We start from the raw sequence: 19,758 nt of genomic DNA on the forward strand, positions 1-19,758 counted from the left end.
CTTTTGACGGGTGCGCGGCTGTGGTCAGCTGGGTAAGCGTCGCAGGCGAAAACACAATCGCGTGAAAAGTGGCGCCGGCACGCGAACAAATCGCTGCGATATCCTATCTTGCGCCGCATGATCCGCCTTCTCTCCCTTCTGCTTCTCTTCTGCCTGCCGCTTGCCGCAACGGGGCCGGCGGCTGCCCAGAGCACGGCTTCCGGCGTCAGCGGGCTTGGTCCGCGTCTCGACCACGCGGCGAGCGAGCCCGCGATGAGGCCTCTCAAGACGGTGATCGTCGCTCGCGACGGACGCGTGCTCGGCGAACGCGGGTTCCATGGTCATTCGCCCTCGGAATCGACCAATATCAAATCCGCTTCGAAATCGATCATCTCGGCGTTGGTCGGTATCGCCATCGATAAAGGCCTGCTGAAGGGGCCGGATCAGAAGATCGCGCCGATCCTGAAGGCCGATCTCCCGGTAACGCCAGACCCGCGCATCAACGACATCACCATCGGCAATCTTCTCTCCATGCAGGCTGGGCTCGATCGCATGTCGGGGCAGAACTACGGCCGCTGGGTCTCTTCGCGCAACTGGGTGCGCTTTGCGCTCTCGCAGCCTTTCATCGATCAACCCGGTGGCGAGATGCTCTATTCCACCGCATCCACCCATCTGCTGTCGGCCATTCTCACCAAGGTCGGGGGGCGGTCGACGCTGGCGCTGGCGCGAGAATGGCTGGGTCCTGTCGAAGGCTTCCGCATTGGCGCATGGGAACGCGATCCGCAGGGCATCTATCTCGGCGGCAACCAGATGGCGATGAGCGCCCGGTCGCTGCTTGCCTTCGGCGAACTCTACCGCAACGGCGGCAAGACCGCCGACGGCCGCCAGATCGTCCCTGCCGACTGGATCTCCCAGTCGTGGCAGCAGCGCACAAACTCGCGCTTCTCGGGCGATGAATATGGCTATGGCTGGTTCACGCGGCAGATCGGCGGCGAACAGGTGCATTTCGCCTGGGGTTATGGCGGGCAGATGCTCTATATCGTGCCATCGCTCGATCTCACCGTCGTCATGACCTCGGAAGAGAGCGGTCCATCTGCCCGAAACGGCTACAGGGACTTGCTGCACGATCTGTTGGCGGACATTATCGGCGCGGAGCCGCGCGTCTCGGCGGACGCGCAAAGGACGCTGTAACGCTTGAATTGCTGCATTATGCCGCAGGAAAACCTCGCGATCGTTAAATTCTTAGCGAAGCGCCCAATCAAACCGCAAAACGCTTCCTGTAAATTCCGCAAGAATTTCGGGAAAGCGCCATGCTGCTGGATCTCAGGACAATCTATTTCATTGTTGCCGTGAGTTGTTTCGTGCTGGGCATCCTCCAGCTTGCTGCCTATGCGACCGGCCGCTTCGAGAAGTGGCCGCTTTGGTGGGGTTTGAGCAACCTTCTTGTCGGCGTCGGGTCCTTCCTCGTCGCGTTGCGCAATCTCGTTCCCTACTCCGTCTCGATCGACGGCGGCAATATCGTCACCATCGCCGGCTACATGCTGATGTTCTTTGCCGTGCGGGTGTTTTCGGGGCGGGCGCTCGACCAACGCACTTTCTGGCTTGCCATCTTGCTCGTCAGCGTTCCTGTCGTCCTCATCGTCAGCGATCCATCGGCAGTCTCGGCGAGGCTCCTCTACGTCTCCGTCATCTGCTGCCTCTGCGATCTTGCCGTCGCAAGGGAGGCAATCAGCATTGTCCGGCGCGAGAAGCTGTATTCGGCAGCCCTGCTTGTCGGCCTCTATATTTGCACTGCGGCGATCTTTGCGGTTCGCAGCATTCTCGCGGCGACCGGTGAGATCGGTGGGCCGGATCCTTTCGGCGGTAGTGCAATTCACAGCTGGATGGCGGTATCGGCGGTCGCGTTCATCATGCTTCGCAGCATGGCGATGGTGCTGATGGCTGCCGAGCGCAGCCGAAATCAGCTGACGGAACTCGCTCACCACGATCCGCTGACCGGCGCCCTCAATCGCGGTGGCCTTGCCCAGCATCTGCCGGCTCTCGGTTCCCAGCCGGTCTCGCTGCTGATCATCGATATCGACCATTTCAAGCAACTGAACGACAGGCACGGCCATGCCGCCGGCGACGATATCCTGCGGCTTTTCGCCAGCGTTTCGAGAAGCATCATGCGCTCCGACGACCTGCTTGCCCGTCAAGGTGGGGATGAGTTCCTGGCGGTGCTGAAAAATGTTTCCCGGGAGGATGCAGTGGCGATTGCCGAGCGCATTCGTCTCGCCTTCGCCGCCGCCGTCCTGCAGCGGCCGGATCTGGTAGTCTTTCCGACGCTGAGCATCGGCGTTGCCGCGCGTGCGGAAAGCGGCGGAGATTTTGAACGGCTGGTGCAGAAGGCGGACGAGGCGCTCTATCGTTCGAAGCGCGAGGGCCGCAACCGGGTCGAAGCCTTCGGGGAGAATCAGCAGGCAGCGTAGGAACGGGGCGCGCGCCTATCTCAGCGCGTGCCTAGATATTCTGGTCCATCGTTTCGGCCGGGATCTCGTCCGCGCGGTGGACGCGCACGAGCGTTGCCGGCACGCCGGCGACGGTGCAATGCGTGGGAACCGATTTGAGCACGACGCTGCCGGCGGCGACTTTGCTGAAGGCGCCGATTTCGATATTGCCGAGGATCTTGGCGCCCGCGCCGATCATCACGCCGTGGCGGATCTTTGGGTGGCGGTCGCCGGTCTCCTTGCCGGTGCCGCCGAGCGTGACGTTCTGCAGGATGGACACTTCATCCTCGATGACAGCCGTTTCGCCGATGACGATGCCCGAACCGTGGTCGAGCATGATGGACGCGCCGATCCGTGCCGCCGGATGGATATCCGGGCCGAAGACCAGCGAAACGAGATTGGCGAGCCAACTGGCGATCTCCGGACGGCCGGAGACCCAGAGCGCATGGGCGATACGATGCGTCTGCAGCGCATGAAAGCCCTTGAGATTGAGAAGCGCGTGCAGAAATGTCGTGCAGGCCGGATCGCGCTCGCGCACGGCGATGAGATCGGCCTCGACCTTCCGCATGATATCGCCATCAAGTGTGGACAGGATGAGATCGAACAGATCACCGGTTTCCACCTGCGCCACGGAGAGCCGCGCGGCCAGCACGCGGGCGATGATCTCATCGTTGCCAGCGGTGTCCGTTACCTGAGCGGCAAGCAGCTGCTGCAATATCGGCTCGCGTGCGGCAAGCTCAACGGCCTCGGCGCGGATCACGGTCCAGACGGATGCGTCGCCCAAAGTCTGCGGTTGTTCGGTCAAACCGAGGCCGGTCGATTTCGACATTCCCGTTTCCTCCGTCAGCCACGGCAGCGCAAAGCGTTTCCCGCGCGTGGTTTATGTTTCGCCCGGGCCAGGCATTTGGCAAGCCCCGATTATAGTCTAGCCGTCCGACGGCTGCAGGTCAGGTGTCCGCTCCGGAAGCCGGCGCCAGTGATAGAGCACATCCGGCTCCCGTTCTTCGTTGTCGGCGCCATCGGTCTCCTCTTCGGCGGTAAAGCCGTGCTGTTGGTAGAACGCACGAGCGCCCGCATTGCGCTGGAACGTCCAGAGCCTGATCTCGTCCATCTCTTCCTTGGCGCAGCCAAGAAGCAAGGAGCCAATGCCCATGCCCTGAAAGTCGGGAAGAACGTAAAGCTGCTCTATCCAGTTGTCGCCATAGGCGATGACGCCGACGAGCCGGTTGCCCATGGCAGCGCCGAGGATCGAGCAATTCGGCAGCAGATGCATGCGCCAGTACTGCTCCTCTTCCTCGGGTGTATGCAGATCCGGCAGCCAGGGCAGCCGCTGCCATAGGGCGACACGTCTGATTTCAGCTGCGGCTTGCATGTGGTCGGCCGTCAGCGCCACGATTTCGGGTTCCGTCAGGGCGTCGTCCATTACCGGCAGCGGGGCTCAGGCCGAAATATCGATGACGCCGCAGTCGCCGGCTTCGGAGCCGAAGGCGAGCAGCTTGCCGTTTTTGCTCCAGCTCATCGCCGTGATCGCGCCCTTGCCAGGTCGGCGCAGCAGCGCTTCCTTGCTGTCGGCGATGCGCACGGCCAAGATCATGCCGTCGATGAAGCCGATGGCGAGGATATCCTCAAGCGGATGGAACTTCACCGCGGTCGCCATGATATTGGCGCGAGTGCCGAGCTCCAGCGGCGCCTTGCCCATCGGCCCATCCTTGCCCTGGAAGGGCCAGACGATTGCCGCAGGCGCGCCTGAAGACGCGAGCCACTTGCCCTTGACCGACCATGAGAGCGATTTCACCTTGGAGGGGTAGCCGGTCATGCGCATGTGGCGGGCTTCGGTGCCGGGCTTGATGTCGAGCTTCCAGCCGTGCAGTGCGTTTTCCTGCATCGAGGTGACGAGAAAATTACCATCAGGCGAGAAGGTGACGCCGGTATGCGCACCCTTCCATTCCAGATCGACCGGCTTGGCGTTCATGCCGATCCAGTGCAGCGACACACCGTTGTAGCGCGCCGCCGCGATGCGCAGACCTTTCGGCGCAAAGGCAAGGCCTTCAACCGTGCGCTCCTCGGGGAATTCCTTGGTCGTGCCGTCGGCAAGGCGTACGAGCGAACTCTTGCCGTAGGAATAGGCAACGGCACCCTGCGGGCCGGCTGCGACCTGCGAAATCCACTTGCGAGGCGCGGTCGCGATTTCGCTGACGCTGCCGTCGGCGGCAATGCGCAGCACCTTACCGTCCTCGCCACCCGAGATCAGGCTCTCGCTGTAGGGATCACGAATGGCGGTGAGCATGCCCTGATGGGCTTCGGAAACCCTGTCGCCGCCATCCAGCCGGTGGAATGTACCGTTTGCGCTTGCGAAGAAGGGAACATCACCTAAAAATTCGACGGCCAGAACGTGGCCGTCGAGATCAAGCGGTGCAACTGTCGGCATCAGGCGGCTGCCCCGCAGGCCTTGAAGGAGGCTTCGAGCTTCTCGCGGTCGAGTTCGCGGCCGATGAAGACGAGACGGCTCTCGTGCTTTTCGCCTTCCTTCCACGGACGCTGGTGATCACCCTCGATGATCATGTGCACGCCCTGAACGACGTAACGCTCGGGATCGTCCTTGAAGGCGATGATGCCCTTGAGACGCAGAATATTCGGCCCCTGCGTCTGGGTGATCTTCTGGATCCAGGGGAAGAAGCGCTCCGGGTTCATCTCGCCGCCGCGCAGCGATACCGACTGCACCGTCACATCGTGAATCGCTGACATCGCGCCATGTTGATGGGCGCCATGGTGATGATGGTCGTGACCGTGGTCATCATGCTGATGACCGTGATGATCATGGTCATGATGGTGGTGGTCATGATCGCAATCGGGGCCGCAGACATGGTCGTCATGGCCCTGCTCGAGGAAATGCGGATCGTTTTCGAGCGCGCGTTCCAGGTTGAAGGCGCCCTGATCGAGCACGCGGGCGAGATCGACGCCGGAGCGGCTGGTCTTGTAGACGCGGGCAGCCGGGTTGATGGCGCGGACGATATCCTCGATCACATCAAGTTCTTCCGGGGTCACCAGGTCACTCTTGTTGATGATGACGACGTCGGCGAAGGCGATCTGGTCTTCGGCCTCGCGGCTGTCCTTCAGGCGCAGCGGCAAGTGCTTGGCATCGACGAGGGCGACGACGGCATCGAGCTCGGTCTTGGCGCGTACATCGTCATCCATGAAGAAGGTCTGGGCCACCGGTACCGGATCGGCAAGGCCCGTCGTTTCTACGATGATGCCATCGAAGCGGCCGGGACGGCGCATCAGGCCTTCGACGACGCGGATCAGGTCGCCGCGCACCGTGCAGCAGACGCAGCCATTGTTCATCTCATAGATTTCCTCGTCCGACTCGACGATCAGGTCGTTGTCGATGCCGATTTCGCCGAATTCATTGACGATGACCGCATATTTCTTGCCGTGATTTTCGGAGAGAATGCGGTTGAGCAACGTTGTCTTGCCGGCGCCGAGATAACCGGTGAGCACGGTAACGGGAATAGGCTTCAGGGTGGAGATCGCGTCGGTCATGAGAACCTCTAGGATTAGGCGTGCGGCCGAGCGGCTTGGGATCGGCTGCTTGAACGGTTGGTCTCATATAATGGCTTGAGCGTGGCAGTTCAAAGGGTTTTATAATGTTATAAGATCACATCGTTTGCACGGCGCAGACGAGCCATATTTACCGCAGTTGAGTGATGTCGAATGCATCGACATCCTCCAGCAGTTCCACCAATCCTTTGACCGAATGCGCAATCAGCGCCTCACCCTTTTGCGCCGTCGCAGCCGCGGCGTTGCCCGCCACGCCCTCCGTGTTGAGATCCGACATCTTCCAGCCGAAGGCATGCGGCCCGTAGGCGCGCAGATGCTTGAAGCGCCCGGCGAATTCCGTCTGTCGCGAGGGAAAGTCCGCCGCCTTCGCCATATCAACCTTGTCGGGATGAAGCGCCAGCATCACCGAGGTCTCGATATCGCCGCCATGGATGCCGATCGCCTTTTCCTCCGACGTGATCACGCCATCCGGCACGCCGAAACGGGTCCAGCTCGTTGCCACCGCCAGCATGGCAAAGCGGACCCGCGCCTCGGTCGCGACGACTGATATGACGGACGAATTGCCGCCATGGGCATTCAGCATCACGAATTTACGGATGCCCTGCTTCGCCAGGCCTTCGGCGATGCCGAGCCAGCGGTTTACCGCTTCGTCGAAGGCAAGCGTCTTCGTTCCTTCAACGTCCATATGCTCAATGGAATAGCCGATGGCTTCGGCGGGCAGGAAGGTGACCGGCAGGCCGGCGGGCAAGGCTATCTTCAATCGCCCGGCAATGCCTTCGGCAATCAGCGTGTCGGTTTCGAAGGGCAGGTGAGGGCCGTGCTGTTCATGGGCGCCGAGCGGCAGCACGGCGATCAGGTTGCGCCCATCAGGGGCAAAGGCCGGGTTGCCGTCCTCGAAGCGCGGCGAAGGTGTCATCATCCGGTCGTTACCTCTTGTTTATGACGAGATCCTGCGCAATGTCATATCGCAGCGGCGTCGGGGCTTAAAGATCAAAGGGATGGCTATGGGAAAGAAGCGCAAGGACGGCAAAAAGAACAAGTCCAAGAAGAAGGACCAGACCGAGTATACGCTCGTCGATCTCTCCCCGGCTCTGACCCAGGCGGCGCGTTCCATGCGGACGGTGCTGTCGCGCAACCTGCTGGAAAGCGGCCTTTATGCCGGCCAGGATGGTGTCATTCTGTTGCTTGCCGAGAGCGATGGTATGACGGCCGGCGGCCTTGCCCAGAAGCTCGGCGTCAAGGCGCCGACGATGACGCGCACGATCGGCCGCATGGAGGCGCAGGGCTTTCTCGAGCGCAAGCCCGATGCCGAGGATGCACGCCTGACCAAGGTCTACCTCACCGACCTCGGCCGTGGCAGCGTGCAGGGGATCGAGATGGCGGCTTCGGCCTGCGACATGCTGGCGACGCAGGAGTTCTCCGAGAAGGAAATTCGCAATCTTGTCCGATTGCTGAAGGCGATCGATGCCAATCTGCAAGCCGAAGCCATTCATATCGAAGAACCGGACGAAGACTGAAATTTCCCCGAAAGACGAATTGCTTCCACCGATTAAATCTTTTAATTAAACATTTTAAGGGCCGCGCCGGTTTGACGGCGGGGTCTTGCTGCTTGCGTGCTGCCTGGAGGAGGACACGTGGTCCAGAAGATCAAGCTTTCGACTATTGCCGAAACGCTCGGCATTTCAACGGCGACCGTATCGCTAGCCTTACGCGACAGTCCGCTCGTCGCCGGCAATACCCGGGAGAAGATCAAGGAGCAGGCGCGCGCGCTCGGCTATATCTACAATCGCCGTGCCGCCAGTCTTCGCACCTCGCGCTCCGGCATCATCGGCGTCGTCGTGCACGACATCATGAACCCCTTCTATGGGGAGATCCTGAAGGCGATCGAAAGCGAGCTTGACCGCAGCCGCCACACCTTCATCCTTTCCAACCATTACGACAATGTCGAGAAGCAGCGCACCTTCATCGAGACGCTCCTGCAGCTCGGCGGCGACGGCGTCATCATGTCGCCGGCGATCGGTACGCCGCCTGAGGATGTGCAGCTGGCGGAAGACAACGGCATGCCCGCGATCCTGGTCGCCCGCTCGATGGAAGGGCAGGACCTGCCGACCTATCGCGGCGACGACAGCTATGGCATCTCGCTTGCCACCAACCACCTGATCGGTCTCGGTCATCGCTCGATCGCCATGATCGGCGGCACGGACCAGACATCCACCGGCCGCGATCGCTACCAGGGTTATGTCAACTCGCTGCGCAAGGCCGGCATCGAGGTCGATCCGAACTTGCGCATTCCCGGTCCGCGCTCGAAGCAGGGCGGTTTCGAGGCTGCAGTGCATTTCCTTTCGCTGCCGCAGAAGCCGACCGCAGCGGTCTGCTGGAACGATCTCGTGGCGATCGGCCTGATGAACGGCATTGCACGCGCCGGGCTAGTGCCGGGACGCGATATTTCCGTCACCGGTTATGACGATCTAGAGGAGGCCTCGATCGCCACCCCGGCGCTGACGACCGTCTGGAACGGTCAGGCCGAGGTCGGGCGCCTGGCAGCCCGGGCGCTGCTCGATCGCCTTGCCGGCAGCCATGAGCCTGATGGCATGCATCTGATCAAGCCGGAAATGCGCATTCGCCAGTCCACCAGTCCCCATCGGCCCCGCGCCTGAACCACGACCGCCATCCAAGAGGAAAAGCCATGTCCCGCATCGCCATTCTCGTTCCTGGGAAGATACACGAGCGTGTTCTTGCAAGGCTGAAGGATCGTTTTGAGATTATTGCCGTCGCACGCGAGGAGAAGCTTGCGCTGGACGGCGAGACCGCCGGCCGCATCCGCGGCGTCGCCGTTTCCGGCTCCTTCCCGGGCGCCTGGATGGAGCAGCTTCCGCATGCTGAAGTGATCGCCAATTTCGGTGTCGGTTATGACGGCGTCGACGTGAAACACGCTGCCGAAAGAGGCATCGTCGTCACCAATACGCCTGATGTGCTGAACGACGAGGTCGCCGATACGGCGATCGGCCTGCTACTGAACACGGTCCGCGAATTGCCGCGGGCCGAAGCCTGGCTGCGTGCGGGCAACTGGAAGCCGGGCACGGCCTATCCGCTGTCGCGCTTCTCGCTCAAGGGCCGCCATGTCGGGCTCTACGGCCTTGGCCGCATCGGGCTCGAAATCGCCAAGCGGCTGGAGCCGTTCAAGGTGAAGATCAGCTATCACACGCGTTCGCGCCATGCCGACGTGTCCTACGATTATCACCCGACGTTGAAGGGGCTGGCGGAAGCGGTGGACACGCTGATCGCCATCGTTCCGAAGACGCCGCAGACGCACAAGACGATCGATGCGGATATTCTGGCAGCACTCGGCCCTAACGGCATTCTCGTCAATGTCGGCCGTGGCTGGACGGTGGACGAAGGGGCGCTGAGTGCCGCTCTTGCCTCCGGCGCGCTCGGGGCTGCCGGCCTCGACGTCTTCTATGAAGAGCCGACCGTGCCGGCCGACCTGTTGGAACCGACCAACGCCGTGCTGCTGCCGCATGTCGCCTCCGCATCCGTGCCGACGCGCAATGCGATGGCCGATCTCGTCGCCGACAATCTCATTGCCTGGTTCGAGAAGGGTGCGGCTTTGACGCCGGTGCCGGAGACGCCGCAGAAGGCTTAGGCGCGGGTTGGTTCGGCGGACGATGCTTGCTGCCAAGCAACAGACATAGCGCTTCGCGGGCGCCTGGAATCAGGCGATCGCCTGCGCGGAGATGACCGGCAGCTTGGCAGCGGCATAGGCGCGGACGGCGTCGCCGAAAGCGGCGAACAGCTGGTTCGAGGACTTGTCGGTTTCAGCCCAATATTCCGGATGCCATTGCACGCCGACGGCGAAAGCCTTGGCGTCGATAACGGAAACGGCCTCCACCGTGCCGTCCTCGGCGATCGCTTCCACCTGCAGGCGTGGGGCGGTTCTGGCGATTGCCTGGCGATGCAGGGAATTCACGCGGATCTCGCCCGGACCGAGAATGCCTGCGATGCAGGAACCTTCCTTGACGTGGACGGTCTGGCGAATGGCGTACATGCCGTCCCGGTCGACGCCTTCCGGCCGGCGATGGTCCCAGATTCCGGGCTGCTCCTGGATCTCGCTTGCCAGCGAGCCGCCGAGGGCGACATTCAGCTCCTGGATGCCGCGGCAGATGGCGAGCAGCGGGATGGCGCGGTCGATGGCGCGGCGGATGAGCGGCAGGCTGGTGGCGTCGCGGGCGGGGTCGAAGGGGCCGTCCTTGTCATTCGCCTCGGCACCGTAGAGGGAGGGATGAACATTGCTGGCCGAACCCGAGACCAGCAGGCCGTCGACGCGGTCGAGGATCGCGTCGGTATCGTAGCCCTCCTCGAAAGCGGGGATGATGAAGGCCATGACACCGGATGCGTTCAATGCGGCGCGCAGATATTGATGCTGCACGGCATGCCAGGTCGCGCCGTCGAAGCTGCGGATATCGGCAGGAATGGCAACGATCGGTTTCGTCATATCAGCCCCGGTCAAAATCTTTATTCTCGTCGTTTCTTCCGCCTGAACGGCCGTCAAGTCAACGCTTGGCTGTATCAGGCGGCCAAATTGCGACGGAAGCGGCGCTCTGCCTTTCCGGTTTACCGCTAAGCCGCTGATTCTGATGGATACGTGCGCGTTGCCTTATTGCCGTCTTGATGCCAAAGGCTAATAGACTAAAGCTTGAATCGCGGCTTGCGCCATGCTTAGCTTTGCCCTTGCTGCGGGTAGGGGTGAGATTGGCCGCGCAGTGTCATCTATATGGGAGGTTTTTGATGGATCGTCGTTCGTTTTTCAAGAAGGCGGGAACCGCCAGCGCCGGTGCGGTTGCCGCAACGGCATTGGCAGCGCCTGCGATCGCGCAGGAGAATCCGAAGATCGCGTGGCGCATGACGTCGTCGTTTCCGAAGAGCTTGGATACGATCTATGGCGGAGCCGAGGATATCGCCAAGCATGTTGCCGCCGCGACGGACGGCAATTTCACGATCCAGCCCTTCGCGGCCGGTGAAATCGTGCCCGGCCTGCAGGCCGTCGATGCCGTTGCCGCCGGTACGGTTGAGGCAGCCCACACCACTTCCTATTATTTTGTCGGCAAGGACCCGACCTATGCCATCGGAACGGCCATTCCGTTCGGGCTGAACAGCCGCCTGACCAATGCCTGGTACTATGAAGGCAACGGCAATAAGCTGATGAACGAATTTTATGCCACACAGGGCATGTATGCGCTGCCGGCAGGCAATACCGGTGCGCAGATGGGCGGCTGGTTCCGCAAGGAAATCAACACGCTCGATGACCTCAAGGGTGTCAAGATGCGTATTGCCGGTCTCGCCGGCCGCGTCATGGAGAAGGTCGGCGTCATCCCGCAGCAGATCGCCGGCGGCGACATCTATCCGGCGCTGGAAAAAGGCACGATCGATGCGGCGGAATTCGTCGGCCCTTACGACGACCTGAAGCTCGGCTTCCACAAGGTGGCGAAGTACTACTATTATCCCGGCTGGTGGGAAGGTGGCCCGACGGTGCATGGGTTCTTCAATCTCGAAAAATGGAGCAGCCTGCCCAAGCATTATCAGGCAGCGCTGACCGACGCCTGCGCTTTCGCCAACACCAACATGCTGGCGAAGTACGACACGAAGAACCCGACCGCGCTGAAGCAGCTGGTGGCGGAAGGCGCGACGCTGCGCCCGTTCAGTCAAGAGATCATGGAAGCCTGCTTCCAGGCGGCGACGGGCATCTACAGCGAAATCTCGGGCACGAACCAGTATTTCAAGAAGATCTACGACGACCAGACCGCCTTCAAGCGGGATGCCTATCTCTGGATGCAGCTGTCGGAATACACCTTCGACACGTTCATGATGATCCAGCAGCGGGCCGGGAAGCTTTAAGGCTTTCCGCCGGCAGGCTCGGCGCTTCAGACGAATGCGATGCCAGAACCCCGGATTTCCGTCCGGGGTTTTGTTTTTGCTGGACTATTTTGCCGGTGGCGGCGGTGCTCCCGGCAGGCCGTTCAGTGGCGGCAGGGTCAGGCCGGGGATCTGCGGTGAGCCATTGCCGCCGCCGCCCATCGGCGGTAGGCCGAGCTGGCCGCCGAAGCCCGGGACTTCGATCTTGATCGAGTTCGGGTCGACCTTCGGACCGTGATCCAGCCAATAGGTTACCGATTGCGGCCAGAAGATCACGATCGCCACCAGGATCAGCTGCATGCCGACCCAGGGGAGAGCACCCATGTAAATATCCGAGGTCTTGACGTCCTTGCTGGCGATGGAGCGCAGGTAGAAGAGCGCGAAGCCGAAGGGCGGGTGCATGAAGCTCGTCTGCATGTTGACGCAGATCAGGACGCCGAACCAGATCAGGTCGATGCCGAGACTGGAGGCGACCGGTGCGAGCATCGGGATGACGATGAAGGCGATCTCGAAGAAATCGAGGAAGAAGGCGAGCACGAAGATGAAGATGTTGACGAAGATCAGGAAGCCGACCGGGCCGCCGGGAATGCCCGACAGCATGTGCTCGATCCAGCGCGAGCCGTCCATGCCCTGGAAAACCAGGCTGAAACAGGTGGAGCCGATCAGGATCATCACCACCATGGAGGTGATGTGCGTGGTCGATGCCATGGCCTCGCGGATCAGCGGCCAGGTGAGGCGCCGGTTCATGGCGGCAAGCAGCATCGCGCCGACGACACCGAGCGCGCCTGCCTCTGTCGGCGTCGCAAGGCCCATGAAGATCGTGCCGAGCACCAGGAAAATCAGGACGATCGAGGGCACCATGCCCATCAGCACTTTCACGAGCAGCGCCCAGTTGAAGTCGCCGCGCACCTCCTTCGGCAGCGGCGGCATCGATTTCGGCCTGATGATCGACAACACCAGGATGAAGAGCACGAAGATCGTCACCTGCAGGATCGAGGGGCCGATCGCGCCGAGATACATGTCACCGACCGACCTGCCGAGCTGATCGGCAAGAACGACGAGCACCAGCGAGGGCGGGATCACCTGGGTGATCGTGCCCGAGGCGGCGATGACGCCGGTGGCAAGGCGCGGATTGTAGCCATAGCGCAGCATGATCGGCAACGAGATCACCCCCATGGTGATGACGGAGGCGGCTACCGTTCCGGTGATCGCGCCCAGCACGGCGCCGACGAGGATGACGGCATAGGCGAGGCCGCCGGGAATGCCGCCGAAGAGTTTGCCGGTACCTTCGAGCAGATCCTCGGCAAGCCCGCAGCGCTCCAGTATCGCGCCCATGAAGGTGAAGAAGGGGATGGCGAGCAGGAGGTCGTTGGAAAGGATGCCGAAGAAGCGCAGCGGCAGCGCCTGCAGGAAGACTTCGCCGAAATGGCCGGTGACGATGCCGACGATGCCGAAAAACAGGCCGACGGCGGCGAGCGAAAAGGCGACCGGAAAGCCGTAGAGCATGAAGATGACCATGCCCAGGAACATGGCCGGCGGGATGATGCCGAAATCAAACAAGTCCGTTTCTCCCAGCCCGCGCTACTGCAGCGGTTTTTCGTATTTTGTATCGATGCTGATATGGCCGGTAACGGCTGCGATCCGCTTGATCAGTTCGGAAACCCCCTGAAGGGAAAGCAGCGCGAAGCCGGCGACGAGGATCAGCTTGACGGGCCATCGGATGAGCCCGCCGGCGTTGCCCGATATTTCTCCCTGCTGGTAGGACAGTGCGAAGAACGGCCAGCAGATCCAAGCGAGGAAGACGCATGCGGGAAGGAGGAAGAGGATGAGGCCGACGATGTCGATCCAGATCTTCGCCCTGTCGGAAACCGAACCATAGATCAGGTCGACGCGGACATGCTCGTTGTTGCGCAACGCATGCGAGGCGCCGAGCATGACGACGAAGGCGAAGAGATACCACTGGATCTCAAGCCAGCCGTTCGAACTGTAGTTGAAGGCATAGCGGACGATGGCGTTTCCGGCGCTGATCAGACAGCAGAACAGCACCATATATTCGGAAATTTTGCCCATGAACTGACTGATCGAATCGATCAGCCGGCTTGCTGCCAGAAGTACCGACATTCGCCTCCCCTTGTTCTTGTCCTGCCGGTTTTCCGGCAGCTTTTCCCTCTTGCAATCGATGTAGACCACGGCCTTTGAAATTGGAAGGATAAATGCCTCGCGTTGGAGTATAGTCTTAGATGCATCGGCCGGGCGGTATGGCCGTCAAATATTTCAACAACCCAGGCGTGGATAAATTATTTCAATAATCTCGCCAGTAGGCTGCATTAGCGCGTGTAAGCTGTGCTGTTCATCCTATGGTTTTAGAAAATTTGACCAAATGTTTGATTCCATTGAAATCAATTTTTAAAGTGTTGGGCTTAGAATTCCCGCGCACAGGGAAAGTGTGGATGAAGCCAGATAACCCGAACAGGGTCCCTTTAGATGTGTATCTGTCGTTTGTGAGTTCCCTTTCCGGGAACCGCATGACGCTGCTTGCTGGCGTGATCGTGCATGTTGCGACCTGCCTTGCCGTTGCTGCCAAGACGCAGTCCTTCGTCTACATCGTGCTGTCGGTCGCCTTCCTCCTGGTCTTCTGCGTTCGCATGGTCGTCTTCCGGCAGTTCGATCGCGTCGACAAGGAGAGCCTGTCGCACGTCGGGATCGAGCGTTGGGAAAGGATCCTGGTTGCCGGTGCGGCCTGCACCACCGCGCTGCTTGGCATCGCCAGCGGATACGCCATCTTCGTGGTCCACGATTCCTTTGCGGAACTTGCCTGCATTGCCGTCACTATGGCGACCATGGTTTCCGTTGTCGGCCGCAATTACGGTTCGCGCCTGGCGGTCGACCTCCAGACCTTCTCCTGCTGTCTGCCGATGATCGTCTGCAGCCTGTTGGCGCTGGATTTCTATCGTGGCCTGCTGTCGATCTTCCTCATTCCGTTCTGGCTGACGACGCGAGCCATGGCGAACGGCGTGCGCGAGTTCCTCTATGAGAATGTCATCGCGCGCCGGGAAATCACCATCATCGCCGACCGCTTCGACACGGCGCTCAACAACATGCCGCATGGCCTGGTCATGGTCGATGCCGAAAACCGTATTCAGGTCGTCAATCGGAAGGCCTGCGAGCTTCTGAAGATCGGTGCGCCGGAGCGGTTGAAGGATCGCGAACTTGGCGCCGTGCTGCGCTACGGTGCGCGCTACAGCTTCATGGACGCCTCGCAGCCGGAGCTTATTCTGCGCCAGCTCACCCAGGTCGCCGAAGGCAACCTATCGCGGACGCTCATTCATTTCCCCGAGGGCCTGTCGCTCGAATTCTCCGCCAGCCGAAGGGCCGACGGCGGGGCCGTGTTGATCTTCGAGGACGTGTCGAGCCGGGTGAAGGCCGAGCAGAAGATCATGCACATGGTCCGCTTCGATGCGCTGACCGGCCTGCCGAACCGCGAATATTTCGGCCAGCTGGTGCAGGAGTATCTCGCCAAACATCAAAGGAAGTCCGGGCCGCTCGGCTTCATGGTCCTCGATATCGACGAATTCAAACATGTCAACGACATGCGCGGCCACGTTACGGGCGACCACCTGCTCTGCGCCATCGCCGCCCGGATCAAGCAGGCCTCCGGCAACGCCATCCTCGGCCGGTTGATGGGAGACCAGTTCATCCTGTTCTTCCCGCATGCCAAGGAACCGGCTTCGCTCGACGTCGAGATTCGCCGCGTGCACGCCGCAATCCAGGGCAATTACGCGGTCGACGAGCTGACCTTCCTGGTTTCGCTCAGCGCCGGCTACGCGATTCTCGAAAGTGCCGCGTTTGCGATGGATGAATGGAGCGTCAAGGCGGATCTGGCGCTGTTTGAAAGCAAGTCGCGCTTCAAGGGCGGCATATCAGGCTTCGAGCGGGAGATGGATGGCCGCTATATCGAGCAGCAGAAACTGAAGGCGGATCTGCGCGAGGCTGTCTCGGCGCAGGCGTTGCATCTCGCCTTCCAGCCGATGTTCCGGTCCGACGGATCGCGGATCGAATGCGCCGAGGCGTTGGCGCGCTGGGTTCATCCGGAGAAGGGCTCGATCCCGCCCGACGTCTTCATCCGGCTCGCCGAGGATATGGGCATCATCTCCGACATCACCCGCTTCGTCCTGTTCAAGGCGTGCAGCGAATGCATGAACTGGCCCGAACATATCGCCGTCTCGGTCAATCTCTCGGCGCGGGATCTGCGCGATGCCGATATTCTTTCGGTGGTCGCCGAAGCACTTGCCCATTCCGGCCTCGACGCAGCGCGGCTGCATCTCGAAGTCACCGAAAGCTGCCTGATCGACGAGCCGGCGGCCGTGCGCGCCATCCTGGCGGAGCTCAGGGCCCGCGGCATCACCATCGCTATCGACGATTTCGGTACCGGCTTCTCCAGCCTCAGCTATCTCGACACACTGCCGCTCGATATCGTCAAGATCGATCGCTCCTTCGTGCGCAACATCGTCGAGGATAACCGCCGCCTGAAGCTGCTGCGCGGCACGGTCCATCTCGCTCGCGAACTGGGCCTGAAGATCGTCATCGAAGGCGTCGAAACCGAGGAACAGCTCGCACTGCTCAACAAGCACCGCAGCGCCGATCTTGTTCAGGGCTACGTTTTCTCGCCGCCGGTGCCTTCCCAGAATATCCCGCTGTTGCAACACGGCATCGGCCGCCGCGTCGTGCAACGCCGCCGCAGCAAGGTCGCCTGAGCGGTCTCAACGGAGAGTTTTCCCCCTGAAGAGTGCGTTCCGCGTTAACCTTAACGATTTAAAAACGGCCGAAATTATCGGATTTCCTTGCCTAAATGTTGCTGGCGTATGATTAATGATCCGTTAACGAGCGGATCGAGAAATGTCAGAGACACTGTTCAAGCGTAGTGATTTCAGCACAAAAATTTTGGAAGTTTTGGATCATGTCGAGTATCGCCGCGTCGAAAGCAGCGAAGACATGGAGCAGGTAGAACGGTTGCGCTACAAGGCCTATAAGGCCCATGACGTGTTGGCGCTCGCCCCGAAAGGGCTGCTGGATGACAGCGATTTCGATAGCCACGCCTATATCTTCGGTCTGTACTATTATGGGGAATTGGTCAGTACGATCCGGGTTCATTATGTGACACCGGAACATCGTCTCAGTCAGTCCGGTGGCGCCTTTCCCGAGGCGATGGATGAACTCCTGGATGCGGGGCTGACCTTGATCGATCCGGCGCGTTTTGCAGCCGACCCCGAGCTCACCGCCGATCTGCCGTGGGTTCCCTATCTGACGCTGAGGCCCACCATCGTGGCGGCGGCGTATTTCCGTGCCGACCGCGTTCTTCAATTCGTTCGGCCGCCGCATGCGGCCTTCTACAAGCGGGTCTTTTATGCCGATACGGTCGTGCCCGGCCGGCTGGCGAAAAATTACGGGATCGACATGACGCTGATGGCGACGAATGTGATCGAGGTCGGACGAAAGCTGCTGACGCGCTATCCCTTCTTCATCTCCAGCGCCAGCGAGCAGCGCATGATGTTTTCGCGCAATCCCAACGACACCTTGCCGCCGCTCACCATCATTCCGACGGCGCGTTTCGTGCCGCAAGGCGAACTCGGCACCGACCTGCCGCTGTAATTTGCCCTCGTCCCCGACGGCGAGACGATCTTCGCCGGGGCAAATGAGGTGGACGACGGACGCAGGCGATATCGGCCGTCCTCAGGTCATATTCCGGGCCTCTGACATGGCGGTTGCCACACGCGCCTGCGGCATTCTCATGCATTGCGCTTTCGCCTGTCATTGTGTAATCCCTGCACGTAGGGATTTCCCTCGCCTAGAGGGAAATTAGGCAGCGCAGAGGCATTTCAGGGAGACGATATTTATGGCCGAACATCATACCGGACCGGTCGAGACCGGCGCGCCGATGGATTACAAAGAACATGAAAAGACCTACGACATGTTCATCGCCGGCGCGAAATACGGCTCGATGCTTCTCATCGTCCTCCTGCTTGCGATGACCGCCGGTTTCTTCGGCGGCGCCGGCCTTCTCGGCGGCCTCTTCGTCTTCATCATTCTTCTCGCCGCCGGCATCTTCCTGTTCCGCTGACCGCGTGGATTCAGAGGGTCAGAGCGTCCTTTGTGCGTCCGAAAGGACGCACGGCGCTCTGAGGGGAGGAGAGCTTCTCTGAAGCTTTGTGAATTAGATGCTTGGCCCGCGCAGGGGAGCCTGCGGCGGTCTGGCTGACCCGGAGGAGGGGGCAGTTGGGCAATATCGTTTTCGTTGCAAGGGAAATCACGGGCGAGGAGACACGTGTCGCCGCCTCCCCCGAGACCGTGAAGAAGATGAAGAGTTTCGGCTTCGACGTCATCGTCGAAGCCGGTGCTGGTGCAGCTTCACGCATTCCGGACGGAGAATTCGAGGCCGCGGGTGCCAGGATCGGCATTTTTGCGGATGCAGCCTCCGCCGACGTGGTCTTGAAGGTGCGCCGGCCCAGCGGATCGGAAATCTCCGGCTATAAAAGCGGCGCGGTCGTCATCGCCATCATGGATCCCTACGGCAATGACGAAGCGATCGCGGCTTTGGCAAGCGCGGGGCTTTCGGCTTTCGCGATGGAACTGATGCCGCGCATTACCCGCGCCCAGTCTATGGATGTGCTTTCGTCCCAGGCCAATCTCGCCGGTTACCAGGCTGTCATCGAGGCGGCGGCGGTTTATGACCGCGCCATGCCGATGATGATGACGGCGGCCGGCACCGTGCCGGCCGCCAAGGTCTTCGTCATGGGCGCCGGCGTCGCGGGTCTTCAGGCGATCGCGACCGCGCGCCGCCTCGGCGCGGCGGTCTCGGCCACTGACGTTCGGCCCGCCGCCAAGGAGCAGGTCGCCTCGCTCGGCGCCAAGTTCATCGCCGTCGAGGACGAGGAGTTCAAGGCGGCGGAAACGGCCGGCGGCTATGCCAAGGAAATGTCCGCCGACTATCAGGCGAAGCAGGCGGCTCTGGTTGCCGAACACATCGCCAAGCAGGATATCGTCATCACCACCGCGCTGATCCCCGGTCGTGCGGCGCCGCGGCTCGTTTCGCACACTATGCTCGCCTCGATGAAATCAGGTGCGGTCGCCGTCGACCTTGCGGTCGAGCGCGGCGGCAATATCGAGGGTGTCGTCCCCGGCGAGATCGCCGATATCGAAGGCGTCAGGGTGATCGGTTTCGCCAACATGCCGGGCCGGGTTGCGGCCAGCGCCTCGGCGCTCTACGCCAAGAACCTCGTCACCTTCCTCGAGACGATGGTCAACAAGGAAACCCGGAGCGTCGTCGTCAATCTCGACGACGAGCTGGTCAAGGCGACGATGCTGACCTATGCCGGCGACGTGGTTCATCCCGCCTTCGGCGGCGCGAAGAAGGGAGACATCTGATGGCCAGTGAAGCAATGGACAGAGCGCTGGAGCAGCTCGACCAGGCGGTGACCGCCGTCATCACGGCGGCGGCCCAGGCACCGGAAGCGGCAAGTGCTGCGACCGGCGGGGCGATCGATCCCTTCGTCTTCCAGCTCGCCATCTTCGTATTGTCGATCTTCGTCGGCTATTACGTCGTGTGGTCGGTGACGCCGGCGCTGCATACGCCGCTGATGGCCGTCACCAATGCGATCTCCTCCGTCATCGTCGTCGGCGCGCTCCTGGCGGTCGGCATCTCGACCAGCGGGCTTGCGACCGGTTTCGGCTTCGTGGCTCTCGTGCTCGTCTCGGTGAACATCTTCGGCGGCTTCCTCGTCACGCAGCGGATGCTTTCGATGTACCGCAAGAAGGACCGGTGAGGACT

Annotated in this window: 19 protein-coding genes; 11 read left to right on the top strand and 8 right to left on the bottom strand. The window is 61.3% G+C overall.

From position 1 onward, the window contains the following. The first annotated feature begins 117 nt into the window (after positions 1–117). Together BS629_RS11520 and BS629_RS11525 are read left to right on the top strand one after the other, a co-directional pair. On the top strand, positions 118–1,170 hold the full coding sequence (locus BS629_RS11520; RefSeq protein ID WP_018243600.1) for a serine hydrolase domain-containing protein: 1,053 nt from the start codon (positions 118–120) through the stop codon (positions 1,168–1,170). Positions 1,171–1,289: 119 nt separating this feature from the next. Continuing rightward, the gene (locus BS629_RS11525) at positions 1,290–2,447 is read left to right on the top strand and encodes a GGDEF domain-containing protein (RefSeq protein ID WP_018243599.1); all 1,158 of its coding nucleotides are present in this window, start codon (positions 1,290–1,292) and stop codon (positions 2,445–2,447) included. Positions 2,448–2,478: 31 nt separating this feature from the next. On the opposite strand, the gene cysE is transcribed toward BS629_RS11525, so the two are convergent. The 5 genes from cysE to BS629_RS11550 form a co-directional block, all read right to left on the bottom strand. Continuing rightward, a complete protein-coding gene (cysE, locus tag BS629_RS11530) occupies positions 2,479–3,294 on the bottom strand; it encodes a serine O-acetyltransferase (RefSeq protein WP_018243598.1) in 816 nt (271 codons plus the stop codon). 96 nt (positions 3,295–3,390) lie between these two features. After that, positions 3,391–3,888: a GNAT family N-acetyltransferase gene (locus BS629_RS11535; RefSeq protein WP_018243597.1), complete on the bottom strand. Its 498-nt coding sequence runs from the start codon at positions 3,886–3,888 to the stop codon at positions 3,391–3,393. 15 nt (positions 3,889–3,903) lie between these two features. Next, entirely contained in the window at positions 3,904–4,893 is a 990-nt protein-coding gene (locus tag BS629_RS11540) for a WD40 repeat domain-containing protein (protein WP_018243596.1), read from the bottom strand. Next, positions 4,893–6,005: a CobW family GTP-binding protein gene (locus BS629_RS11545; RefSeq protein ID WP_018243595.1), complete on the bottom strand. Its 1,113-nt coding sequence runs from the start codon at positions 6,003–6,005 to the stop codon at positions 4,893–4,895. The genes BS629_RS11540 and BS629_RS11545 overlap by 1 nt, the downstream gene beginning before the upstream one ends. Positions 6,006–6,153: 148 nt before the next feature. Continuing rightward, a complete protein-coding gene (locus BS629_RS11550) occupies positions 6,154–6,942 on the bottom strand; it encodes a creatininase family protein (RefSeq protein ID WP_018243594.1) in 789 nt (262 codons plus the stop codon). A gap of 85 nt (positions 6,943–7,027) precedes the next feature. Between BS629_RS11550 and BS629_RS11555 the strand changes: the two genes are divergently transcribed. From BS629_RS11555 to BS629_RS11565, 3 genes are all read left to right on the top strand, one after another. Continuing rightward, positions 7,028–7,540, top strand: coding sequence for a MarR family winged helix-turn-helix transcriptional regulator (locus tag BS629_RS11555; protein ID WP_018243593.1), 513 nt, complete (start codon positions 7,028–7,030; stop codon positions 7,538–7,540). A gap of 117 nt (positions 7,541–7,657) precedes the next feature. After that, entirely contained in the window at positions 7,658–8,680 is a 1,023-nt protein-coding gene (locus tag BS629_RS11560; RefSeq protein ID WP_003542973.1) for a LacI family DNA-binding transcriptional regulator, read from the top strand. A gap of 29 nt (positions 8,681–8,709) precedes the next feature. After that, the gene (locus BS629_RS11565) at positions 8,710–9,666 is read left to right on the top strand and encodes a 2-hydroxyacid dehydrogenase (protein ID WP_018243592.1); all 957 of its coding nucleotides are present in this window, start codon (positions 8,710–8,712) and stop codon (positions 9,664–9,666) included. Between the two features lie 69 nt (positions 9,667–9,735). On the opposite strand, the gene BS629_RS11570 is transcribed toward BS629_RS11565, so the two are convergent. Further along, complete coding sequence (locus BS629_RS11570) at positions 9,736–10,515, bottom strand: gamma-glutamyl-gamma-aminobutyrate hydrolase family protein (protein ID WP_018243591.1); 780 nt, start codon at positions 10,513–10,515, stop codon at positions 9,736–9,738. A gap of 293 nt (positions 10,516–10,808) precedes the next feature. On the opposite strand from BS629_RS11570, the gene BS629_RS11575 reads away from it, so the two are divergent. Continuing rightward, positions 10,809–11,915 (top strand): TRAP transporter substrate-binding protein, encoded by a 1,107-nt coding sequence (locus tag BS629_RS11575; protein WP_018243590.1) that lies wholly within the window; start codon positions 10,809–10,811, stop codon positions 11,913–11,915. Positions 11,916–11,999: 84 nt separating this feature from the next. On the opposite strand, the gene BS629_RS11580 is transcribed toward BS629_RS11575, so the two are convergent. Then, the gene (locus BS629_RS11580) at positions 12,000–13,493 is read right to left on the bottom strand and encodes a TRAP transporter large permease (RefSeq protein WP_018243589.1); all 1,494 of its coding nucleotides are present in this window, start codon (positions 13,491–13,493) and stop codon (positions 12,000–12,002) included. A gap of 21 nt (positions 13,494–13,514) precedes the next feature. Further along, positions 13,515–14,054, bottom strand: a complete 540-nt coding sequence (locus BS629_RS11585) for a TRAP transporter small permease subunit (protein ID WP_026188528.1) — start codon at positions 14,052–14,054, stop codon at positions 13,515–13,517. A gap of 329 nt (positions 14,055–14,383) precedes the next feature. On the opposite strand from BS629_RS11585, the gene BS629_RS11590 reads away from it, so the two are divergent. The 5 genes from BS629_RS11590 (at position 14,384) to BS629_RS11610 (ending at position 19,753) form a co-directional block, all read left to right on the top strand. Beyond that, the gene (locus BS629_RS11590) at positions 14,384–16,687 is read left to right on the top strand and encodes a putative bifunctional diguanylate cyclase/phosphodiesterase (protein ID WP_018243587.1); all 2,304 of its coding nucleotides are present in this window, start codon (positions 14,384–14,386) and stop codon (positions 16,685–16,687) included. A gap of 142 nt (positions 16,688–16,829) precedes the next feature. Beyond that, a complete protein-coding gene (locus BS629_RS11595) occupies positions 16,830–17,582 on the top strand; it encodes an N-acyl amino acid synthase FeeM domain-containing protein (RefSeq protein WP_003542957.1) in 753 nt (250 codons plus the stop codon). 244 nt (positions 17,583–17,826) lie between these two features. Beyond that, on the top strand, positions 17,827–18,051 hold the full coding sequence (locus BS629_RS11600; RefSeq protein ID WP_018243586.1) for an aa3-type cytochrome c oxidase subunit IV: 225 nt from the start codon (positions 17,827–17,829) through the stop codon (positions 18,049–18,051). A gap of 155 nt (positions 18,052–18,206) precedes the next feature. Then, positions 18,207–19,355: a Re/Si-specific NAD(P)(+) transhydrogenase subunit alpha gene (locus BS629_RS11605; RefSeq protein ID WP_018243585.1), complete on the top strand. Its 1,149-nt coding sequence runs from the start codon at positions 18,207–18,209 to the stop codon at positions 19,353–19,355. Further along, complete coding sequence (locus tag BS629_RS11610) at positions 19,355–19,753, top strand: proton-translocating transhydrogenase family protein (RefSeq protein WP_003542949.1); 399 nt, start codon at positions 19,355–19,357, stop codon at positions 19,751–19,753. The genes BS629_RS11605 and BS629_RS11610 overlap by 1 nt, the downstream gene beginning before the upstream one ends. The last annotated feature ends 5 nt before the right edge of the window (positions 19,754–19,758 follow it).

It is taken from the genome of Rhizobium leguminosarum bv. viciae USDA 2370, from assembly GCF_002008365.1.
Lineage (GTDB): Bacteria > Pseudomonadota > Alphaproteobacteria > Rhizobiales > Rhizobiaceae > Rhizobium > Rhizobium leguminosarum.